The organism is Rhizobium sp. 10N427 (genome assembly GCF_056394605.1).
In genome coordinates, this window is record NZ_JBFTID010000011.1 from 48,363 (window position 1) to 69,983 (window position 21,621).

Here is a 21,621-nt window from a genome sequence, read left to right on the forward strand (position 1 = left end):
GGCAGATTAATCCATAAAATCAGAATATATTGAACATATGATCCTAAAAAACGGGATTGATGATGCGCAAGACGAATTTCGATCTGGATGTTCTCCGAACCTTCGCGACCGGCATGGAGCTCGGCAATTTCGCCAAGGCTTCCGAACGTCTGGGACGTTCGACATCCGCCGTCAGCGCGCAATTGAAGAAGCTTGAAGAGCAGGCGGGGACACCGATCTTCCGCAAAGCCGGCCGCGGGCTGGCGCTGACAGAGGCGGGCGAGACGATGCTTGCTTACGCCCGTCGTCTGCTTGAACTGAACGACGAGGCGGTGGCGGCGATCCAGAGCGTCGAGCTGGAGGGCTGGGTGCGACTCGGGCTGCAGGAGGATTTCGGCGAGACCGTGCTGCCCGATGTGCTCGGGCGTTTTGCCCGGGCGCACCCAAGGGTCCGGATCGAAGCGCGTGTCGTCCGCAATGTCGAACTGATCGAGCGGGTGACAGCAGGCAAGCTCGATCTGGCGCTCGCCTGGAGCAGCGGCGCGGTGACGGCGCATTGCGAGACGATCGGCGAAGTTCCGATGCAATGGATCGGCCCGGCCTCGGGGCCGTCGCCGTGGAGCGGCGAAAGCGGGGAGCCGCTGCCGCTGGCCTCGCTTGAAGCTCCGTGCCTGCTGCGGACCGCGGCCACGAATGCTCTCGACCGCGCCAACATCCCCTGGCGCCTTTCCTTCGTCAGTCCCAGCCTCGGCGGGCTGTGGGCAGCGACCGCCGCAGGCCTCGGGATCACCATCCGCACGCCGATCGGTCTGCCGTCAAAAGTCGGAGCGCTTGCGCCCGGCGCTGCCGGACTGCCGCCGCTGCCATCGCTCGGGCTTGTGCTGCACCGCGCGGAAGCGGATCCGGATGCAGCAACCGCGCGCCTTGCCTCCCTCGTCCTGCAATCCGTTCGGGACGCGTTGGTCAACGCGATACCGGTGAAGGGGCTTGCTGGCGGTTAGGCTTCAGCCACAGCTGAATTGATAGCTGCTCCCGATCCTTGATGGGGAGCCGCCAAGAACCAGAGACTGCTCTAGAAGTCGCTATAGGCCGCCACGACGGCTGCAACCTGTTGGTCGTTCATGGCAAGGACCTGAGGGCTTGTGAAGGCGTTGGCGTGGTTCTTGTCGAGACCCCTGAGGTCCTCGACGGAAAGTCCGGAAATCGCCCCAGTGTCGATGGCAGCAATGTCTTCGATGGAGAACTTCGCCACATCTTCGGGCGCCATCGCGGCGAGCTGTGCGGCACTCAGCTTTGCCGTCTGCGCCGGTGTGAAGCCTTCAATCTGGTCAGCCGTCATCGCGGCGATCTGGGCTGGCGTGAAACCGGCGACAGCTGTGTCGCTGAATTTGCCGATCTGTGCGGCGGTCAGACTGCCGATCTGCACGGCACTCATCCCGCCTAGCTGGGCGGCAGTCAGAGCGCCGAGCTGAGCGTCTGTGAACTTGGCAAGCTGAGCCGGGCTGAAGCTCGGAATCTGCTGCGGCGTCAGCCCCTTCAGCTGATCGGGGCCGAGCTTGCCGAGCTGGCTATCGCTGAGGGCAGCGATGACGTCGCTCCGCAGGCCGATCATCGCCTTGGCATTGATGGCGCCGATTGCTTCATTCGTCAGCTTGGAGACGTTTGCGACCGTCAATCCGGCCACCTGCAGGGCGGTGAGGACGCCAATCTGAACCGGGGTCAACCCGGCCACCTGATCCGCGGTCATGGCCGTAATCTGGCTTGCCTTAAGGCCGACGGTGGCGGTCGCGCTGATCTTGCCGATCTGCGCAGGAGAAAGCGCCGCGATCTGGCCATTGGTCAGTGCGCCAGCCTGCGTTGCCGACAGGGCACCGATCTGGTCGTCGGTGAACCCGGCAAGCTGTGCAGGCGTGAGGCCCGGGATCTGCGCCGGAAGGAGGCCGGCGATCTGCTCCTTGCTGAGCTTGCCCATTTGTTCGGTACTGAGGGCCGCGATCGCGTCATTCTTCAGGCCGGCTATCGCCGCTGGGCTGATAGCCGCCACTTCTTCGGCAGTGAATTTCGCAATATCTTGCGGGCTCAGGGCGGCCACCTGACCACCCGTCATTGCGCCGACCTGGGCAACGCTGAGCGCTTCAAGCTGCGTATCCGACATGGCGGCGATCTGCGCCGGCGTCAGGCCGGCAACCGCAACGTTGTTCAGCTGGCCGATCTGGGCAGCGGAGAGAGCCGTAATCTGATCGTTGGTCAACGCCCCGGTTTGCACCGCCGACAACGCCCCCATCTGCTCGTCCGTGAACTTGCTGAGCTGAGTCGGCGTGAAACCGGGCATCTGCGATGCGGTCAAAGCCTTGAGCTTGTCAGCGCCGAGCTTGGCGATCTGGCTGTCGCTGAGGACGCTGATGGCCTCCGGCTTGAGGCCGCCAATCGCAGTGGCGCCGATGGCCGCGAAGGCATCGTCGCTCAGCTTGCTGACAGCGAGCGCGCTGAAGCCGGCGACCTGTGCCGCAGTTAGCAAAGCGCTCTTGTCCGCAGTGATCGTGGCTACCTGATCTGGCGTCATCGCCGCGATCTGCATAGCGGTCAGGCTGGCAAAGGCGGTATTGCTAATTTGACCGATCTGAACCGCAGTAAGGCTGCTGATCTGTGTGCCGGTCAGTGCGCCGACCTGAGCCGCGGATAGTGCGCCTATCTGCTGCTCGGTAAATTTGCCGATCTGCGCTGTGGTGAAGCCCGGGATTTGCTGTGCAGTGACCGACGCGATCTGTTCCGCGCTCAGTTTTCCGATCTGACTATCGCTCAACGCGGCAATCGCCTCGTTGGTCAGGCCGGCGATGGCTTTGGGATTGATCGCGGCAAATGCCTCGTCGCCAAGCTTGACGATATTTGCTGCCGTCAGGCCAGCCGTTTGTGCCGCGGTCAAGGCACCGGCCTGCGCGGCCGTAAGCCCGGCAATCTGGTCAGCCGTCATTGCGGCAATCTGAGAGGACTTCAAACCGGCAAAAACCGCGGTGCTCAGCTGTCCGATCTGCGCGCCGGACAGGCCTGATATCTGGTCATTGGTCAGCGAACCGGCCTGCGCCGCCGTTATCGCGCCGATCTGTTCTTCAGTGAACTTACCGAGCTGCGTTGCCGTCAAGCTGGCAACCTGGCTGGGCAGCAAGCCTGCGATCTGTTCAGCACTCAACTTGCCGATCTGGCTTGGGGTGAGAGCGGCTATCACTGCATTGGTCAGACCGGAAATGGACTTGGGATTGATCGCGGCGATCTCTTCGTCGGAGAACTTGGCTATGTCGGCCACGGTGAGCGCACCAATCTGAGCTGCCGTCAGCGCGCCGGCTTGGGCGACACTCAGGCCTTCGCGCTGCGCTTCCGTCATATCGGCAATCTGCGTGGGCTTCAGACCAGCAACGGCCGCGCTGCTGAGCTGGCCGATCTGCGCCGCGGACAGACCTGCGATCTGCTCCTTGGTCAGCGCGCCGACCTGAGCAGCGGAGAGCGCGCCAACCTGCTCGTCGGTGAACTTGCCGAGCTGAGCGGCAGTGAAGCCACCCATCTGCGCTACGGTGAATGCCTTGATCTGGTCGGCGCTGAGTTCGCCGATCTGGGTGTCGGTCAGAGTGGCGATCGTTTCGTTCTTCATGCCCGTAATCGCCTTCGGGGGGATGGCGGCGATAACATCGACGGGCAGTTTCGTGGAATTGCCCGGGTTCACCCCGGCAACTTGCGCGGCGGCAAGAACAGCGGCCTGCGCTGCTGTCAGTCCGGACAGCTGGTCGGCGCTCATCGCCGCGATCTGCGCCGCCTTCAAACCGGCAATGGCCGCGTTGCTGAGTTCACCGATCTGAGCAGGCGTCAATGCTGCAATCTGGGCCGTGCCAAGCGATGCGGCTTGAGCTCCAGACAGCGCGTTGATCTGATCGTTGCTGAAACCTCTGAGCTGATCGGGGGTGAAGCTGGTTATTTGAGATGCCGTAAACGCCTTGATCTGCGTAGCGCTCAACATCGAGATCTGGTCGTTGCTGAGCGCTGCAATCGCCTCGCTCTTCAGGCCGCCGATCGCCTTGGTGTTGAGGGCGGCAATGGCTTCGTCGCTCAGCTTGGTGACGTTGGTTGCCGTAAGACCGGCAGTCTGCGCTGCCGTCAGCGCCGCGGCCTGAGCTGCCGTGAGACCGGCAAGCTGGTCAGCCGTCATCGCGCCGATCTGTGTTGCCTTGAGGCCGGATATGGCAGCATTGCTAAGTTGACCGATCTGGATATCGGAAAATCCGCCGATCTGGGCGTTGGTCAGCGCACCGGTCTGCGTTGCCGACAAAGCTTTCATCTGTGTCTCGGAAAACGTTCCGAGCTGCGCAGGGCTGAAGCTTGCAATCTGTTTGGCGGTCAATGCTTTCATCTGATCCGCACTCAGCATGCCGATCTGCGTGTCGGTGAGTGCAGCGATGGTATTGGCCGGCAATGCGCCAATGGCCTTGGGGCTGATGGCCGCGATCTCGTCGTCCGAGAATGTGGCGATATCCTCCGGCGTCAATGCGCCGACCTGCGTTGCCGTCAGGGCAGCAACCTGTGCAACGCTTAGACCCTCAAGCTGCTCGGCCGTCATCGCAGCGATCTGGCTTGCCTTGAGAACGCTCAGCGCCGTGTTGCTCAGCTGGCCGATCTGGGCACCGGAAAGGCCGCTGATCTGATCGTTGGTCAGCGCACCAGCCTGGGTTATCGACAGAGCCTTGATCTGTACGTCGGAAAAGGTGCCGAACTGAGCAGGTGTCAGGCTGGCGAACTGCTTTGCCGTCAGCGCTCTGATCTGCAGCGTGCTCAATGAGGCGACCTGCTCATTTCCCAGGGCTGCGATGATCTCGTTCTTCAAGCCGCCGATGGCCTTTGGATTGATCGCCGCAAAGGCCTCCGCGCTCATCTTCGAAATGTTTTCGACGCCGAAGCCGGCAACCTGCAAGGTGCTCATCGCCGCCATCTGCGCTGCAGTCATGCCGGCCACTTGATCCGCGCTCATGGCCGCGATCTGTGTCGGCTTCAGACCCGGGGTGGCCGCAGTGTTGAGCTGGCCGATCTGTGTGCCGGAAAGGCCGGCAATCTGCGCGTTGGTCAGCGCACCAACCTGTGCTGCGGACAATGCATTGATCTGCACGCCTGAGAAAGTGGCGATCTGATCCGGCGTGAAGCCGGCGATCTGCTTCGCCGTCAGCGACTTGATCTGATTGGCGCTCAGTTTGGCAATCTGATCGTTACCAAGTGCCGCAATTGCCGCATTGCTAAGGCCACTGGGCCATTTGATGGCTGCGATGGCGTCTCCGCTCAGCCCGGTAACATTGGTGGCGCTAAAGCCGGCAACCTGGGAAGCTGTGAGAAGTCCTGCTTGCGCAGCCGTCAAACCGGCCACCTGATCCGCCTGCATCACGGCAATCTGCGCCGCCTTCAGACCGCTGATACCCCCAGTGCTAAGCTGGCCGATCTGCGCTGCCGTCAGGCCGCCGATCTGGTCGTTGGTCAATGCGCCTGTCTGGGTGGCCGACAGTGCCTTGATCTGCAGGTCGGAGAATGCACCGAGATGGTCCGGCGTTATGCTGGCAACCTGCTTTACCGTCAGCATTCTGATCTGATCGGCGCTCAACTTGGAAATCTGCTCGCCGCTGAGAGCCGCGATCGCTTCGGGCTTCAGCGCGGCAAACGCCTTGGCGCTGATTGCTCCGATTTCGTCGGGCGAGAATTTGGCGATGTCATCGGCGCCCAGCGCGCCAACCTGGGTTGCGGTCAGTGCGGCTGCCTGGGCCACACTGAGGCCTTCAAGCTGGATATCGCTCATCGCGGCGATCTGTGTTGCCTTTAGACCTGTGATGGCCGTGTTGCTGAGGCTTGCGATCTGTGTGGCAGTCAGTCCGACGATTTGTATGTTGGACAGCGTGCCGACCTGGGCTGCCGACAGTGCGCCGATCTGGCTCTCGGAGAACGACGCGATCTGGCCTGGCGTCAAGCCGGCGATCTGCTTTGCCGTCAGCGCCTTTATCTGATCGGTGCTCAACGCGGCGATCTGCTCGCCGCTGAGAGCGGAAACTGCTTCGGTCTGCAAGCCGCCGATCGCCTTGGGGCTGATCGCCCCGACGTCTTCTGCCGAAAACTTGGCGATATCGTCCGCCCCGAGCGAAGCAATCTGGGATGCGCTCAGGCCCTTGATCTGATCGGGCGTCAGAGCCTCGATCTGCTCGGGGGTGAGGACAGCAAGCTGGGTCGTGCTCAAGGCGGCGATCTGAGCCCCGCCAAGCGCGGCAAGTTTCGCGGCGTCGATCGCTGCGAGTAGCTCCGGTCCCAGACCGGCAATCGCACCGGCCGATATGGCACCAAGCTGAGCTGAGTCGAGCTGTCTGATATCTTCCGCTTCGAGCGCAGAAATCTGCGTCTTGCTGAGAACCCTCACCTGATCAGGAGAGAGCGACCCGATATCCTCGGCCGAAAGCTCCTTGATCGTCTTCGTCGAGAGAGCTCTGATCTGGGCGGTCGTAAAGGAAGCGATCGAGGTCATCTAGTTGCCCTTGCACTGGCGTTGCCGGTAACCGTCTCACGTCTGATGTCCAAAGGTTCGCACGCACCGCCTTCGGGCGGTTTGCAACAAACTCAACGGAACAAGACGCAGAAACAAATGGTTCGACAGGCATCGCTGGAAGCGAGCCGATGGCCGGGACAAGCATTATCGATGCGGCGCGCATAAAGCGGCCGCCTTCCCAACACGACATGCGGCATTGCTGCCGCAAATCGTCAGGCCTAAAACAACCGAAGCCGTTATCGGCCGAAAAATGACTTACCCCACAACCAACGATTACAGCCCTACCTGCCGCCGTCTTGTCAGGATATGTGTCGTGCTAAGCTTGCGTGAGGATGGAGAGACAACGCCCGATCAACGGAGCCGCGAAATAGACAGCTTCCGCGTGCGGTAATGAATGCGAGTCTAGAGGACCTGTTCGCTCTGTGCGTCCGGCGGATGTTCTGCGGTGGCGGGCTGAATGCGCGCAGGAAGGCACGGCGTATCCGCTCGCGATCGGCAAAAGCCGGTCTCGCGGGCGAAAGCACCGATCGGGTGGCGCGCCTGTCTCATCAACAGCCTTGCGGCTTCCAGCCGCAGGTTTCTGCTCGAAACCAGCCACCCGCTATAAGGTCCGAGGACCCGGCGTCAGCCGAAGCGCTCCAGCGCCATTGCGAAAACGTCGGTATCGACATTGCCGCCCGAAGTGACGGTGATGACGGTATCGCTCTCCAGTGCCTTGCCGTGGAACAATGCCGCCGCAAGGGCCACCGCGCCGCCTGGCTCGACGATGATCTTCAGCCGCTTGAAGGCGAGCGCCATGGCACGCAGCGCCTCGTCGTCCGTCACCGCGATACCTGCGCCGGCAAGCCTCTGAAGGATCGGAAAGGTGATCTTGCCGGGTTCAGGCGTGATGATCGCATCGCAGATCGAGCCGGCCATCGCCGCATTCCGCTTGATTTCGCCTGATGCCAGCGAGCGTGCGAAGTCGTCGAAGTTTTCAGGTTCGCAGGTGCGGACGGTAAAGCTCGGGGCGCTTGCTTCCAGCGCCAGCGCGATGCCGGAGCTCAGTCCGCCGCCGCCGCAGGGCACCAGAACTTCGGCTTCCTTGATGCCTTCCTCTTCCGCCTGTTCGGCAATCTCAAGACCCGTCGTCCCCTGGCCGGCGATCACGAGCGGTTCGTCGAAAGGCTTGATCAGCGTGAGGCGCCGATCGGCAGAGAGCCGGGCGCCGATCGCGTCACGGTCTTCCTTGGCGCGATCGTAGAGCACCACCTCGGCGCCGAAGGCGCGGGTGTTGTCAATCTTCAGCTTCGGCGCGTCCGCGGGCATGATGATGACCGAGGGGACGCCGTGGAGCTTGGCGGCTAGCGCCACGCCCTGCGCGTGGTTGCCGGACGAGAAGGCGATGACGCCGCGCTTGCGGATATCGGGTTCCAGCCCCGATACTGCCGACCAGCCGCCACGGAACTTGAAGGAGCCGGTGTGCTGCAAACATTCGGCCTTCACGAAGACACGGCGACCGGCCATCTCGTCGAGAAAGGGTGACGAGAGCAGCGGCGTGCGCCTGATATGTCCGCGCAGACGGGCGCGGGCGGCGACGATCATTTCAATGGATGCCATGTGATGCTCTTTCGGCTGATGTGCTGCGCCATGAATAGAAGACGGCTTTGCGCTTGTGAACGCCGGTTCTTGTCACCGTGACACGAAAGCCTGTAGCGCGGTCTCCTTGGCGAGCTGCGGCGCGCGCTCACGGCGCCGGTATTCCGTCGGGCTGGTGCCGGTGACGCGCAGGAACTCGCGATTGAAGTTCGACTTGCTGATGAAGCCTGCCTCGAACATCACGCTGGTGACCGGCGCATCGCTATGCGCCAGTTGATCGCAGGCGAAGCGGATGCGGAATTCGTTGACATATTGCGAGACGCTCATGCCGTGGATGCGGTTGACCGCCACCGAGACGCGGCGGGCGGGGAGGCCGAGCTTGCGGGCGATGCGGTTCAAATTGAGCTCGGGATCGCGATAGACCTGCTTGGTCTCCATGAGGCTGTCGAGACGGCTGGCGACGGCGCCGTCCTCTTCCGTCGGAAGAACAGGGGACGGTGGAGCGCTGTCGATCCCCTGTTCAGGCTGCGTGCCGCCGGCGATCGAGGCCGCGGCGCCGAGGATCAGGAGAACGATGACATTTCCGAGCGCAACGATGGCCCCGGCGTTGGCGCCGCCGGTGCGGTAGAGATCGAGGCTGATGACGACGTCGCTCAGGCCCGAGCCGATCAGCGCGACAGCCGTAATGACCAGCGAGCGATAGGAAAGGAACGCCCCGTCGAGGCGGGAGGCGACAAGCGCATCGGCGCCGCTTCGCGAAATCCAGAGCAGCGCGACACCATAGCCGATGAAGAGCAGGATCAGGCTCAGGCCGACTATATCCCGCCAGAAGGCGAATGCCAGAGCAACGCCGATTGCCGGCAGAAGATGCGGCCATTGCCGGCTCAGCGGCCGTGGCGTGCCAAGCGTCAGGTCCGCGAAGCTTGCAAAGGAGAGCGGCGCGACAATGGCGGCGAGCACGGCCTGCAGCGGCATGATCGCCAGCATGTCGTAGCCCCAGCGCAGGCCGATGAAGACGGATTGAACCGCATAGGCGGCGATCAGCGCCAGAAACAGCCGCCGCCCGGGCGCGCTCCATTCCTCCATCCTCAGCATCCGGATGAAGAGGATGGAGAGGAGCAGGGCGACCACGAAAGGCAGCGGTACGAAAATCATCGGCAGTGTCCGGACATTTTTCTCATCAATATGAGCACGAGATTGGCCTTGATCGCAATTGCGGGCGACCCGGAACACGATCAAGGTCTCAAGAAAGCGTGTCGGACCTCACCTTTGCTTGCGCCGGATCGACCGGTGTCAAACAGGGAGCAAACCGATGACCATTATCCTTTCCATACCTCTTTTCTTCATGAGCCTCGTTTCCGCCTTCGGTGGCTCGAACACGCCTGGAGAAATCTTCGACATCACCGGGGTCCGCTCCATCGTCATCCAGGGCGATTCCAGCTCGATCAGGATCACCACCGATGCCGGGAAGCCTTATGAAGCCGTGACATCCGGCCGCCGAAGCGGCTGGTTCTCATCCTGGTATTCGAGCTGGTTCTTCAATGCCTGCAAGGATGAAAGCCGGGTGCGGATCGACGGCACGGCAATGACGATCGATGTCGGCGTCTCGGCGTGGAGCGACATTGCCGATTGCACGCCTGAAGTCTCCGCCAACGTGCCTGCGGGTGCCGCTGTCAGCATCAACCAGCAGACCTTCATGGCAAGGCTTGATGGAAACTTTTCCGCGTTTCGGACATCGGGCAAGGCTGCGGATATTACACTCAACGGTCACGCATCTGAGGTCGACATCGCGGGAACCGCGGTACGGGCGAACCTTACCTATGCCTCGATCACCCGGGACGAAATGATAGGTATCGAGGCGCAGTCGCTCGATGCCTATATTGGCTTCGGGGAGCATGTACCGGTCGACTACACGGTGACGGCCAAGGCGTCGCTGGTCGATACACTGACGCCGAGTGTGCCGGGGGCAAAGCCGCAGGTGGCGATCCGGGGCGATTATGTCCGCGCCCGGATCCGCTGATCAGTAGCCCTTGGCCGAACCTTCCGCGGCACGGCTGTCCATGGCGCCATAGTAGCGTGAGCCGCCGCCCTTCGCGATATCGGTAAGGCTCTTGCCGCCAACGAGAATGCCTGCGGCCTGGCCCCAGAGAGGTGCATCGTTGCCGCCGTCGAAGCTGTAGCCCATGGCGGCGAGCGCCTTTTCGGTGTCAGGCGACAGTGCATAGGGCTCAAGATAGACCTTGTCCGGCTGCCATTGGTGATGGATGCGCGGGGCATTCACTGCCTGGCTGATGTCCATGCCGAAATCGATGACATTGAGGATCGCTTCGAGTGTGATGGTGATGATGCGCGAGCCGCCCGGGCTGCCGATCACCATGAAGGGCTTGCCGTCCTTGGTAATGATCGTCGGGCTCATCGAGGAGAGCGGCGTCTTCTTCGGGGCGATGGCGTTGGCTTCGCCCTGGACGAGGCCGTAGAGGTTCGCCGCACCGGGCTTGGAGGTGAAGTCGTCCATCTCGTTGTTCAAGAGGATGCCGGTGCCCGGCGCCACCACACCGGCGCCGAAGGAGCCGTTCAGGGTGTAGGTCACCGCAACGGCATTGCCTTCGTCGTCGATGATCGAATAGTGGGTCGTCTCGGTGCTTTCCTTGCCGCCGAGCGGTTTCAGATCGGCCGATTTTCCGGCCTTGTAGGGATCGATCTTCTCCCGGATCTCGGTGGCATAGGCCTTGTCGAGCAGCTTGGAGACCGGATTGTCGATGAAGTCAGGATCGCCGAGTGCGGCGTTGCGATCGACATAGGCGTAGCGCATCGCCTCGACCATCGCATGCACGGTCTCGGCCGAGCCGTAGCCGAGATAGGAGAGCGGGTAGTCTTCGAGAACGTTGAGGATCTCGCAGATGATGACGCCGCCGGAGGAGGGCGGGGGCGAGGAGATGATGTCGTAGCCGTGGTAATTGCATTCGATCGGCTTTAACTCGCGAACCGAATATTGCTCGAAATCTTCTTTGGAGAGGATGCCGCCCTTTGACTGGCTGGCTTTGACGATCGCGTCTGCCGGGGTGCCCTTGTAAAAGGCGTCGGGGCCTTTCTCGGATATCGCCTGAAGTACGGCGCCGAGTTCCGGCTGCACAAGCTTCTCGCCTTCGGCGTAAGGTTTGCCATCGGGCTTCAGGAAAATCTTGGCAGCCGCCTCGTCTTTGGCGAGGCGCTTTGCGCTGCCGGCGAGCGAGGCTGCATCTCCCTGCTCGAAGGTGAAGCCGTCCTTGGCGAAAGCGATCGCCGGAGCGAGCAGGTCGGCACGGGGTTTGGTGCCGTATTTTTCGCGCGCGGTCTCGAAGCCCATCACTGATCCCGGCACGCCGACCGCGAGATAGCCGTCGAGGCTGGCGCGGGGAACGATATCGCCCTTGGCATCGAGATACATGGTCTTGGTGGCGGCTAGCGGTGCGCGTTCGCGGAAGTCCAGGAAAGTACTTTTTCCGTCCTTGGTCCGGATCGTCATGAAGCCGCCGCCGCCGATATTGCCGGCGGTGGGATAGACGACGGCGAGCGCATAACCCACGGCCACAGCTGCATCCACGGCGTTGCCGCCGCTCTTCAGAACCTCGACGCCGACATCGGTTGCCAGATGCTGCGCCGTGACGACCATGCCATGCTCGCCCTCCACCGGGGCAGGCGAGGCGGCATGCACGGTGACCGGGCCGAGCGCCAAAGCGAAAGCAGTGAAAAGCGAGACGGTCCGGGCTTGCAGCCGATCCATGATATCCCCTCCAAAGAATAAACTATGGGGTGTGATATGGTTCGGCCTGCGCCGGGTGCAAGGCTTTCAGTTGGTGGTCGCAGCGATATCGCCGGCCAGCCGCTCTTCGGCGATACGGGCGGCTGCCTGCAGATCGCGCGGCATGCCTGCAATCTTTTCCAGCGCGGCGATGGCCACATCCGTCGCCAGATAATCCGGCTTGTGCCCGACGCCCCGTATGGTCACCAGTTCCGAGCCGGCGATATCGCGGGCAAGGCCTTGGGAGTGCAGGTGTTCCCAGACGATGTCGTCGCTGTCACCGGTCATGATGACGGTCGGCGCGGTGATCTCCCGATAGCGATGGGACTCGGCCTTGAGATAGCCGAGCAGGCGGGTGAAATCCGTGGCGTTGTTGTGGAAGGTGCCGGGCCGCAGGACCAGTGACGGGCCGGTGCTGGCGATATAGTCGGCCGGCCGGACGTTCGGCCGGAAGACGTTCATCGTGCCCTGTTCCAGCCGCCGCAATCCCATCGGCACGACGAGCGCGTGATTGAAGAGCCAGCCAAGAAGCGGGGCTGTTGCAGCGTGATAGTACCAGTCCACGCCGCCCGGCCACGGGTGAGTCGCCGGCGCAAGGAAGAGCAGCCCCGCCGTCTTCTCCGGATGATGGACGCCGAAGGCGGCCGCGATGGCGCCGCCGAAGGAATGGCCGACGATGATCGCCTTTTCGATGCCGCGCCTTTCCATCAGCCGGGCAATGGCTTCTGCCTGGCCGGACGGCACCGCATTTTCGGGGCCACCGCGCTCGGAGTAGCCGTGTCCGGGGCGGTCGACGAAGAGCATTTCGGCGCGGCCCTGCAAAGGCCGCAGAAAGGCGCCAGCCTGATCCAGCAGATTGCCGCTGGCGCCATGAATGAAGACGATCGCCGGCAGGTCGGCCGTGTCTGGACGCGGGATATGCAGGGCGTTCATGCGATAGCCGCCGATATCGGTCAGCTCGCCGACATTGGGGAAAGCCTGCTCGAACTGCCGGGCTTTGAAGGAGCTGTAGCCGATCGCGGCGGCGAGAGGGGCAAGAAGGGCGGAAACTTCGGCAAGCATGGACGGACCGGCGGTGAACTCTGTGACTGCTTCCTAAAATTGGGCTCGCTCGGCCGCCGTCAAGATCAGGTGCGGCTGCCGGCCAGTTTTTCGGACAGCGTGTTCACCTGCTCCTGCGCCGTGCGGTTGGCCGGGAAGACCTCCAGGAAGCGTTCCCATGCCTTCAGCGTCAGCTGTTCGTTGCCGGTGTCATTCAGGATCGCGGCCATGCCTGATAGCGCGCCGAAGTGACGGGGATCGAGATCCAGCACATGCTCGATGTCCGACATCGACTTGCGATAATTGCCTGAGGCGTAGTTGAGGGTGGCGCGGCGGTTCCAGCTCTCGGCATAGGTCGGCTTCAGGGCAATCGCCTGGTCGAGAAAGTCGAGGGCGGCGGCGCTGCGCTTGTCCTCGATCGCCTTGTCGGCCCACTGCATCAGAAGATTGACGGTGGCGCTGCCGGAATCGTTCCATTCCGTGCGGATTTCCTGCGCGATGCCGTTGGCCTTTTCGGGGTCACGTTCGCGTTTCAGCTGGGCGTAGAGATTGTCGAGCCTCTGCTTCGGCGAGGCGTTGGTATCCGGCTGCTCGACGATGACGTCCTTCTCGGCGCTTTCGGCGGGGAAGGCAGGAGCGAGAAAACCGGTGGCGAGCGGCGCGGCCGCCAAGAGTAAAGCAAAAAAGCGCATGGCGGACAATGTAGCCCGCCATCACACAAGATCAAAGAAAATTTGACGTGATCACCAAAGCGACCCACCGGAAATGAGCGATCAAGCGGCTACGCCGTCAATCGCCTCCGGAACGCGCAATCAGCCCTGACGAGCCTTGAAGCGCGGGTTCAGCTTGTTGATGATGTAGATGCGGCCCTTGCGGCGAACCAGACGGTTGTCACGGTGACGAGCCTTGAGCGACTTGAGCGAATTCTTGATCTTCATTTTTCTGATCCGCGATCTCTGGGGGGAATTTCACATTCGCCCGTATCTTCAAACATTCAAAAGCGCGCTCGTGGCGCGCCTTTAGGTTGGGCAGGCAGATAACCCGATGGCATTCCTGTGTCAACCACATGAAGGCCTTTTATCCGGCAAAATCCTAGGTTTTCGCCGTCAGCACCGTCACATGGCCCATCTTGCGGCCAGGGCGGGACTCGGTCTTGCCGTAGAGATGGACGAGCGCGTCCTTGCGCCTCAGCCAGTCCGGAACGGTCAATATATCATCGCCGATGAGGTTCTGCATCACGCAATCCGAATGCCTGCCGGCATCGCCGAGCGGCAACCCGCCGACGGCCCGGATATGCTGCTCGAACTGGGAAACCACGCAGGCGGCTTCCGTCCAATGGCCGGAATTATGGACGCGCGGCGCCATCTCGTTGGCGATCAGGCTGCCGTCGGCGAGCACAAAGAACTCAATACCGATGACGCCGACATAGCCGAGCGAGGTCAGGATTGCATCCGCGGCCTGGCGGGCAGCCTTTGCCGTGGCGTCGGAAATCGAGGCCGGGATCGTCGAGGTGTGGAGAATGCCGTTTCTGTGGATATTCTCTGCCGGATCGAAGGCGACGACCGTGCCATCAGTCGCGCGGGCGGCGATGATCGACACTTCGCGCTCAAAGGCGACGAAGCTTTCCAGAATCAGCGGCACACCACCGAGCGCCGCAAAGGCGCCTTCGGCGCTGTCTGCGGCCGAACGGAACACTTTCTGGCCCTTGCCGTCATAGCCGAGGCGCCGGGTCTTCAGGACCCCCTGGCCACCGAAGTCCTTCAGCGCCGCCTCAAGGTCGGCCTGACTGTCGATCGCGTGAAACTTGGCCGTTGGGATGCCGCAGTCATTGATGAAGCGCTTTTCGACCAGACGGTCCTGGGCGGCTTCCAATGCCTTCGGCGGCGGATAGACCGGGACGCTTGCGGCCAGCGTCTCGGCGGCGGCGACGGGCACATTCTCGAATTCGTAGGTGACGACGTCGCAGAGGCTGGCGAGCTCGGCAAGGGCTGGCGGATCGTCATAGGCGGCGGTGATCTGGTGGTTGGCGACCTGGGCTGCCGGGGAATCGGCCTGCGGCTCCAGAATGACCGTGCGGAAATTCAGGCGGGCAGCAGCCATGGCCAGCATGCGGCCGAGCTGGYCGCCGCCGATGATGCCGATTGTCTTTGCGCTCATCTATCGTCCATGGGGTATTCGGCAATCGCATCGCTCTGGCGTGCGCGCCATTCATCGAGGCGATCGGCAATATCGTCGTCGGAAAGGGCAAGAACGGCAGCGGCCAGCAGGGCGGCGTTGATCGCGCCGGCTTTGCCGATCGCCAACGTGCCGACAGGGATGCCGCCCGGCATCTGCACGATCGACAGCAGGCTGTCCTGGCCGGACATCGTCTTGGATTGCACCGGTACACCGAAGACCGGAAGCGGGGTGAAGGCGGCCGTCATGCCCGGAAGATGGGCCGCACCGCCAGCGCCGGCGATGATGATCTTGAAACCTTCGTCGCGAGCGCCCTTGGCGAAGCTGACCATCCGGTCGGGCGTGCGGTGGGCGGAGATGATGCGCGCCTCGTAGGGAATCTCGAGCGCCTCGAGCGTGTCGGCAGCGTTCTTCATGGTTTCCCAGTCGGATTGGCTACCCATGATGATGGCAACGGGTGGTCTGTCTGTCATCGTCAACGGCACGTCCTCTTCAGGCGATGATATCCGGAATGATCTGGTCCTCGAGCTTCGACAGCTTGTCCTTGATCACAAGCTTCTTCTTCTTCATGCGCTGAACGCGCAGAGCATCGCAGCCAGTGGCAATCATGGCATTGATCGCGGCATCATAGTCTTCGTGTTCCTGACGCAGGCGAGCCGCGATGAGCCTGACTTCCGCCTGTTCCTGATCGGCCATTTACATTCCCCATTATCGTCTTCGGACGTTGTCCGGTCTGCCGATGATTTCCGCAAGCTCCTATCACCAAATAGCGGTAACGGGAAGTTAGTGTTGATCATGAATTTGCCATCGACACACCATGTTTTCGCCTTCGACAAGCCTTCAAAAATATGTCACAGTCGAAAGGTTGACGCCTAGAACTCCAGCGATGGATGGCTGGGGAAGGCAAGAGGAAGGAAGGGTCTAATGACTGTTCAAGCTCATCTTGAGTCACTACAGAAGAAGCATGTAGCTCTGGAGGAAGAGTTACATTCGCTGATGACAGCTCCCTCCAAAAGAGACGCAGACATTGCGGAGTGCAAGCGCAGGAAACTGCGTATCAAAGACGAGATCCAACGTCTGAAATCTTCCGTTCACTAATCGAATAATTGAGAGATCATTGCTCGGTCAATTGCGGTCCATAAGGACATAAACATAATCTTTCAAAAGGTTTAGCAAGACAGAGCCGATCCCAAGACATCATGCGCCAGTCCATTCAGTGCGGAGTTGGACTGGCGCATTTTTTATGTAAGGCGGGCGCTAGGCCCAGAACTGATCCAGCCAGAGATTGAGCTTGTCGAAGCCGCGGTTGTTGACCGCGTAGATGCGGCGTGTGCCTTCGGATGTCACGGAAACGAGGTTGGAGTCCAAGAGCGCCTTGAGGTGCTGCGAGACCGCGGGGCGGCTGATCGGCAGGCCTTCGGCGAGTTCGTTGACCGTCTTCGGCGCGCGCCTCAGCTCTTCCAGCAGGAACCGCCGGTTAGGATCTGATATCGCGGCGAAAGGGTCAGCGCTCGACATGCCGGAACGCTACGGCAAAGGGCGCATTCCGGCAAGGGAATTGTGCGGTGCAGCAAGCGCGATTGCAGCTTTGCCGTCTGCCGCCCTAGATATCTGCTCAGCTTCATTTTGAGGAGGATCAGGATGGACCGCATTACCGGCGGCTGCCTTTGCGGCAGCGTCCGCTTTGTTGCAACGGGAGCCCCATACCGGGTCGGCATCTGCCATTGTCTCGATTGCCGCAAGCATCACGGCACCTTGTTTCATGCCTCGGCGATCTATCCTGCCGATGCGGTCGAGGTTCAAGGCGAGACGGGGAGCTATGCCGGACGGTTCTTCTGTCCGCGCTGCGGCTCTCCGGTCTTCGGCCGCAGCAGCGATGAGATCGAGCTGAACCTCGGCTCGTTCGATGTGCCCGGCCAGTTCAAGCCGACCTACGAGCTCTGGACGATCCGCCGCGAGGCATGGCTGCCGAAATTCACCTGGGTTCGCAGCTACGAGCGCGACCGCGACAATCCAAGTCGCTCGGAAGATTAATAGCCGAGACCCTCACGGATGATCAGGAAGGCAGCGATCAGCGCCATCGCGTACATGAACGGATAGAAGATCTCCGGCTTCATGCGGCGCACACACCAGGCGCCGGCGATCGTCGCCAGTGGCGCGAAGGGCAGCAGCGTCATCGAGGTGACGAGGTTCTTGGTGTCGAGCTGGCCAAGAGCGAAATAGGGGATCAGCTTCACGGCGTTGAGGATTGCGAAGAAACGAACGCTGGTGCCGGTGAATTCGCGCGGCGGCAATTTCAGCGGCAAGGCGTAGATCTGGAAGGGCGCACCGCCGGCATGAGCAACGAAGCTGCCATATCCGGATAGCGTGGCCCAGGCACTGGCAAGAAACGGCCGCTGACCGCGGGGCGGAATGACCTTGCCTGCACCGGGACCGAAATTGTTCCAGAAGTAGCGCAGGCAGAAAAGCACCGTAACCGTGCCGATGATGATGCGCAGCACATTGCCGGGAATGAGCGCCGATGTTGCCCAGCCGAGCGCGATCCCGAAGAGGGCGCCGGGCAGCATGATCTTCAGCGTCGTCCAGTCGCCATGCTGGCGCCAGATGATCAGCGAGATGATGTCCATGAAAACGAGGATCGGCAGCAGGATGGCGGCGGCTTCGACCGGGGAGACGACGAGCGCCAGAAAGGGGACGCCGATCAGTGAGAGGGCATCTCCCATGCCTCCCTTCGCCAGCCCGACGAGCAATACCGCGGGCACCGCCGCGTAAAAGAATGACAGTTCCGGCAGCATGCTTTTCAAGTCCTCCCCTTGCCAGCCCCGTCTATCGGAATTACTCACACAAAACGAGTGCGGAGTTGCCGCCTGCTGGCGGAATCCGCGGAAAATGGAAAGACGTCATGACCACCGACCCGGAAAACCGCTGCCGCCTAGTTCTGATCGCCCCCGACATCGCCGATGCCGATGAGAGGACGAAGATCGTCGGCGACGCGCTGAAGGGCGGCGATGTCGCCTCGGTGATCGTTCCGCAATACGGTCTCGATGACGGCGCCTTTCAGAAACATGCCGAAAAGCTTGTCCCGGTTATCCAGGATGCCGGCGCTGCAGCGCTGATATCGGGCGACAGCCGTATCGTCGGACGGGCGAGGGCTGACGGGCTGCATATGGCTGAGCCGGCTGCAGCCCTGGCCGAGGCGATCGACAAATATGCCGACAAGCTGATCGTCGGCGGCGGCAACGCGACCGATAGGCATACGGCGCTGGAGATCGGCGAGGCCCGCCCGGACTACATCTTCTTCGGCAAGCTCGACGGCGACATCAAGCCGGAGGCGCATCCGAAGAACGTTGCGCTCGGCGAATGGTGGGCCTCGATGATCGAGATCCCGTGCATGGTGATGGGCGGAACGGATCCGGCCTCGGCGCTTGTCGTTGCCGAATCCGGCGCCGAATTTGTCGCCCTCCGTCTGGCGGTCTTTGGCGATCCGGCACAGGCGCCTGCAATCGTTGCTCAGGTCAACGCACTTCTTGACGAAAAAGCGCCACGGTTTGAGGATTGAAGTCGCGCTTATGCCGATCCTTGCCGTTCAGATGCGCCGATTCTTCCTTGCTGCCGCCACGCTCGCCGTGGCGCTGCCCCACGTTGCTGCCGCGCAGACGATCGACAATGTGGTGACACGGCCAGCCGGCGGCGATGCCGAGCCGCTGAAGAAGGGCCGCCCGGCAGAGGGTGCGCAGCCCTCGTCCGGGCTCGGTGTGCTGGATCGCATGGGTGCGAAGCTGCCCGATCTGCCGCCCGAGAAGAATTACCACGGACCCGTCGATGACGCCTACGGCGCCTATCAGCGCGGCTACTACCTGACGGCGATGCAGCTTGCGCTGCCGCGGGCGCAGCTTGGCGATCCCTCGGCACAGACGCTGGTTGCCGAGATGCAATATGCCGGGCTTGGCGTGCGCCGCGATCTGAAGAGTTCGGCCTTCTGGTACAGCAAGGCGGCCGAGGGCGGCGATGCGGCGGCGATGTTCAAATATGCGCTGATGCTGATGGCCGGCGAGATCGTGCAGCGCGACAAGGCGAAAGCCGACGACTACATGAAGAAGGCGGCCGATTCCGGCAATTCTTCGGCGCAATTCAACTGGGCGCAGATCCTGACATCCGATCATCCCGGACAGGAGGGGCTGAAGCTGGCGCTGCCTTACTATGAAAAGTCAGCCGAGCAGGGGATCGCCGACGCGCAATATGCCGTTGCCGAACTCTATTCGACCTTGCCCGACCTGCCGGAAGAAAAGCGCCGGCGGACACGTGAATGGATGGCGCGCGCGGCGCGTGCCGGTTTCGATACCGCCCAGGTCGATCTGGCTGTCTGGCTCGTGAATGGCCAGAACGGCCCGCGCGATTTCGTGCGCGGCTTCGAATGGATGCAGCTTGCCGCCAACCGCGGCAATGTCGTGGCGCAGAACAAGCTGGCGCATCTCTACATCTATGCGCTCGGCACCAAACCTGATCCGATCGAGGCTGCCAAGTGGTATGTCCTATCGCGCCGGGCCGGACTGCCCGACCCGGAGCTTGAGGATTTCTTTCTGGGGATCGAGGACGATCAGCAGAAGGCGGGGATCGACCGGGCGAACAAGTTCCGCCGGCTGCCGTAGTTCCTAGAACAGCGCATCGGCGAAGAGATCCTCGTCACCACCCGCGCTTGCGGGCGCTGCTGCCACCGGCGCGGGCGCGGCTTCGTCTTCCATCTGCGGGATGATGTGGCGGTGGACGTGCCGCTCCTGGACCATGGTGTAGAGCTTGAAGATCTTGCGATCGAGCGGCGCGACAGCCTCGGCGATGTCGTCGATGGAGGCGATTTCCTGACCGGCGGCATCTTCCAGAACAGTGGCGCAGCGAGCCAGCGTTTCGCCGAGATCGTGTTCGAAATCGAGCTTGCCGATCATCAGGGTGATCTTGCTTGCGACCTCGCGGCCGTGCTCGGCCAGCACCTTCAGTTCTTCTTCCATCATGTTGGCGGCAGAGCGGATGCTGCCGACGGCGGCCGTCAGGTTCTCGGCGAGGCCGCCGGAATTGCCGGTTGAGGGCGCCATGTTGCCGGCGGCCGCTTCCAGTGCCGGAAGGCCGTTGACGATGGAGTCGGCGGAATCGTCGAGCTTGCTTGCAAAGATGCGCAGCTCGGCGGTGACGACGTTGATCGACTTGCCCTCTTCGCCGAGGCGGCTGCAGCGCAGGTTGGTGTTCAGAGCCATGTAATTGATATCGGTCTTGACCGAACGGATGTTGCCGATCGATTCCAACAGTTTGGCAGCAGTGCCCAGGGTCGATTGGCTGACCTGGTCCGCCTGCCGGGTGGCCGCATCGACCTGCTTGACGATCTCGTGGGCTGCCGAGACGCTCGATTCCAGGGCGCGCATGAAGTTGTTTTCGCCGCCGCCGCCCATCTGATCGCGGAGCTTCATGATCTCGTGCGTGTCGTGGCTGAAGCTCTTGATGGTCTGCACGACATTCTGCGAGTCGCGGTGGAAGTCGGTGCACATATCCGCCATCTGTGCGGCGGTCAGGTGGTTGATGACGTTACGCAAACGCTCGCGCTGGTCGGCGTCGAGCGATTTGCCGTCGCCATCCAGAAACTCGTCGAGCAGGGCAAAGCTGCTCTGCACATGCTCGATGCGCTGACGGGTGATGTCGCCGATCTGCAGTGCCGACAGCGTCGAGGCGACCTTGGACTGGACGCCGCGTGCGATGGCGCCGACGTCTCGGGCGATGGCGCCAAGATTTTGGCGGTGGCCGGCAATCTTCTGCGCATCCTGGCGGAGCGCCGAAGCCACGGCAGGAACGGTTTCAGAATAGCTCTTCGACAGATTGACGCCAAAGCTCAGCGCCACTTTGACTTCCTTCTGCAGGCTGTCGAGATGGCCGGCGAAGCGGTTGACTTCCTCGGTACCGGAATAGATGCGTTCAAGGATTTCCTGGGCGAAGCCGGCGAATTCGGGAAGGCCGGCACCGGTGATCTTCACGGTCACCGCAAAAGTCCGCAGGTAGCGCATGGTCTCCTGCATTTCGGCAATGTGCTTGTGCAGATCGCTGCCGGTCTGTGCAAGGACCGTCAGGGCGTTCTGGCGGGCCTGTTCGGTGACCGGCAGGGCCGTCAGGCTCTCGACGGTCGCGCGCAAATCGGCATCGGCATTGCTCGACTCATTGTTGTCGAGCGCCTTGGTGATGTTATCGAGGGAATTCAGCAAACGGTTGAGAACATCCATCACCGAAAGCAGCACCGTGCCGCCTTCGAGGAAGCGCTCTTCGACCTGGCTGCGCGCCGTTTCCAGCGTCCGGCTTACATCCGTGCCCGCCGTCAAGATTGTCGGCTGTGCCGATACCGCCCCGTGTTTCACCCTGTTCCCTTTACTTATAACTTTTGGAAATCTGGTGCTATCTTTACGGGCAGGATGGAAATGAGGGGTAAACAGTTCCGACTCGCGTACGTTGTGATTAATGCTGCGTAAAGATTCCAGCG

At 61.9% G+C, this 21,621-nt stretch carries 19 protein-coding genes and 1 pseudogene; 6 read left to right on the forward strand and 14 right to left on the reverse strand.

What is annotated here, in order from left to right; genetic code table 11:
- Positions 1–62 precede the first annotated feature (62 nt).
- A complete protein-coding gene (locus tag AC1DIJ_RS21310) occupies positions 63–980 on the forward strand; it encodes a LysR substrate-binding domain-containing protein (protein ID WP_112385713.1) in 918 nt (305 codons plus the stop codon).
- Positions 981–1,051: 71 nt separating this feature from the next.
- On the opposite strand, the gene AC1DIJ_RS21315 is transcribed toward AC1DIJ_RS21310, so the two are convergent.
- From AC1DIJ_RS21315 to AC1DIJ_RS21330, 4 genes and pseudogenes are all read right to left on the reverse strand, one after another.
- Positions 1,052–6,514 (reverse strand): hypothetical protein, encoded by a 5,463-nt coding sequence (locus AC1DIJ_RS21315; RefSeq protein WP_112385510.1) that lies wholly within the window; start codon positions 6,512–6,514, stop codon positions 1,052–1,054.
- 449 nt (positions 6,515–6,963) lie between these two features.
- A pseudogene (locus AC1DIJ_RS21320) lies at positions 6,964–7,114 on the reverse strand (GlxA family transcriptional regulator); the annotation flags it as partial.
- Positions 7,115–7,159: 45 nt separating this feature from the next.
- Entirely contained in the window at positions 7,160–8,134 is a 975-nt protein-coding gene (locus AC1DIJ_RS21325; protein ID WP_112385509.1) for a threonine ammonia-lyase, read from the reverse strand.
- A gap of 72 nt (positions 8,135–8,206) precedes the next feature.
- The gene (locus AC1DIJ_RS21330) at positions 8,207–9,268 is read right to left on the reverse strand and encodes a helix-turn-helix domain-containing protein (RefSeq protein ID WP_112385508.1); all 1,062 of its coding nucleotides are present in this window, start codon (positions 9,266–9,268) and stop codon (positions 8,207–8,209) included.
- A 157-nt stretch (positions 9,269–9,425) separates the two neighbouring features.
- Between AC1DIJ_RS21330 and AC1DIJ_RS21335 the strand changes: the two genes are divergently transcribed.
- A complete protein-coding gene (locus tag AC1DIJ_RS21335; protein WP_112385507.1) occupies positions 9,426–10,133 on the forward strand; it encodes a hypothetical protein in 708 nt (235 codons plus the stop codon).
- Here AC1DIJ_RS21335 and ggt read toward each other — a convergent pair whose 3' ends face one another.
- From ggt to AC1DIJ_RS21370, 7 genes are all read right to left on the reverse strand, one after another.
- Positions 10,134–11,876 carry a gamma-glutamyltransferase gene (gene ggt / locus AC1DIJ_RS21340; RefSeq protein WP_112385506.1) on the reverse strand — a complete coding sequence of 581 codons (1,743 nt, stop codon included), beginning with the start codon at positions 11,874–11,876 and terminating at the stop codon, positions 10,134–10,136.
- A 66-nt stretch (positions 11,877–11,942) separates the two neighbouring features.
- A complete protein-coding gene (locus AC1DIJ_RS21345) occupies positions 11,943–12,956 on the reverse strand; it encodes an alpha/beta fold hydrolase (protein ID WP_112385505.1) in 1,014 nt (337 codons plus the stop codon).
- A 65-nt stretch (positions 12,957–13,021) separates the two neighbouring features.
- A complete protein-coding gene (locus AC1DIJ_RS21350; protein ID WP_112385504.1) occupies positions 13,022–13,636 on the reverse strand; it encodes a tetratricopeptide repeat protein in 615 nt (204 codons plus the stop codon).
- A gap of 111 nt (positions 13,637–13,747) precedes the next feature.
- The gene (ykgO, locus tag AC1DIJ_RS21355) at positions 13,748–13,873 is read right to left on the reverse strand and encodes a type B 50S ribosomal protein L36 (RefSeq protein ID WP_003566454.1); all 126 of its coding nucleotides are present in this window, start codon (positions 13,871–13,873) and stop codon (positions 13,748–13,750) included.
- 154 nt (positions 13,874–14,027) lie between these two features.
- Positions 14,028–15,092 (reverse strand): 5-(carboxyamino)imidazole ribonucleotide synthase, encoded by a 1,065-nt coding sequence (locus AC1DIJ_RS21360; protein ID WP_477831543.1) that lies wholly within the window; start codon positions 15,090–15,092, stop codon positions 14,028–14,030.
- Positions 15,089–15,583 carry a 5-(carboxyamino)imidazole ribonucleotide mutase gene (gene purE, locus AC1DIJ_RS21365; protein ID WP_112385502.1) on the reverse strand — a complete coding sequence of 165 codons (495 nt, stop codon included), beginning with the start codon at positions 15,581–15,583 and terminating at the stop codon, positions 15,089–15,091. The genes AC1DIJ_RS21360 and purE overlap by 4 nt, the downstream gene beginning before the upstream one ends.
- Before the next feature lie 19 nt (positions 15,584–15,602).
- A complete protein-coding gene (locus AC1DIJ_RS21370; protein WP_112385501.1) occupies positions 15,603–15,806 on the reverse strand; it encodes a YdcH family protein in 204 nt (67 codons plus the stop codon).
- Positions 15,807–16,034: 228 nt separating this feature from the next.
- Here AC1DIJ_RS21370 and AC1DIJ_RS21375 point away from each other — a divergent pair, with 228 nt between their 5' ends.
- Positions 16,035–16,208 carry a YdcH family protein gene (locus AC1DIJ_RS21375; RefSeq protein ID WP_112385500.1) on the forward strand — a complete coding sequence of 58 codons (174 nt, stop codon included), beginning with the start codon at positions 16,035–16,037 and terminating at the stop codon, positions 16,206–16,208.
- Between the two features lie 159 nt (positions 16,209–16,367).
- On the opposite strand, the gene AC1DIJ_RS21380 is transcribed toward AC1DIJ_RS21375, so the two are convergent.
- Entirely contained in the window at positions 16,368–16,628 is a 261-nt protein-coding gene (locus AC1DIJ_RS21380) for an ArsR/SmtB family transcription factor (RefSeq protein WP_112385499.1), read from the reverse strand.
- A 123-nt stretch (positions 16,629–16,751) separates the two neighbouring features.
- On the opposite strand from AC1DIJ_RS21380, the gene AC1DIJ_RS21385 reads away from it, so the two are divergent.
- Positions 16,752–17,144 (forward strand): GFA family protein, encoded by a 393-nt coding sequence (locus AC1DIJ_RS21385; RefSeq protein WP_112385498.1) that lies wholly within the window; start codon positions 16,752–16,754, stop codon positions 17,142–17,144.
- On the opposite strand, the gene AC1DIJ_RS21390 is transcribed toward AC1DIJ_RS21385, so the two are convergent.
- A complete protein-coding gene (locus AC1DIJ_RS21390) occupies positions 17,141–17,905 on the reverse strand; it encodes a sulfite exporter TauE/SafE family protein (protein WP_112385497.1) in 765 nt (254 codons plus the stop codon). The genes AC1DIJ_RS21385 and AC1DIJ_RS21390 overlap by 4 nt on opposite strands.
- Before the next feature lie 107 nt (positions 17,906–18,012).
- Between AC1DIJ_RS21390 and AC1DIJ_RS21395 the strand changes: the two genes are divergently transcribed.
- Together AC1DIJ_RS21395 and AC1DIJ_RS21400 are read left to right on the forward strand one after the other, a co-directional pair.
- Positions 18,013–18,669 carry a thiamine phosphate synthase gene (locus AC1DIJ_RS21395; protein ID WP_112385496.1) on the forward strand — a complete coding sequence of 219 codons (657 nt, stop codon included), beginning with the start codon at positions 18,013–18,015 and terminating at the stop codon, positions 18,667–18,669.
- Positions 18,670–18,679: 10 nt separating this feature from the next.
- A complete protein-coding gene (locus AC1DIJ_RS21400; protein WP_112385495.1) occupies positions 18,680–19,759 on the forward strand; it encodes a tetratricopeptide repeat protein in 1,080 nt (359 codons plus the stop codon).
- 3 nt (positions 19,760–19,762) lie between these two features.
- Here the strand turns inward: AC1DIJ_RS21400 and AC1DIJ_RS21405 are convergent, their stop codons facing one another.
- A complete protein-coding gene (locus tag AC1DIJ_RS21405; protein ID WP_112385494.1) occupies positions 19,763–21,499 on the reverse strand; it encodes a methyl-accepting chemotaxis protein in 1,737 nt (578 codons plus the stop codon).
- Positions 21,500–21,621: the final 122 nt, after the last annotated feature.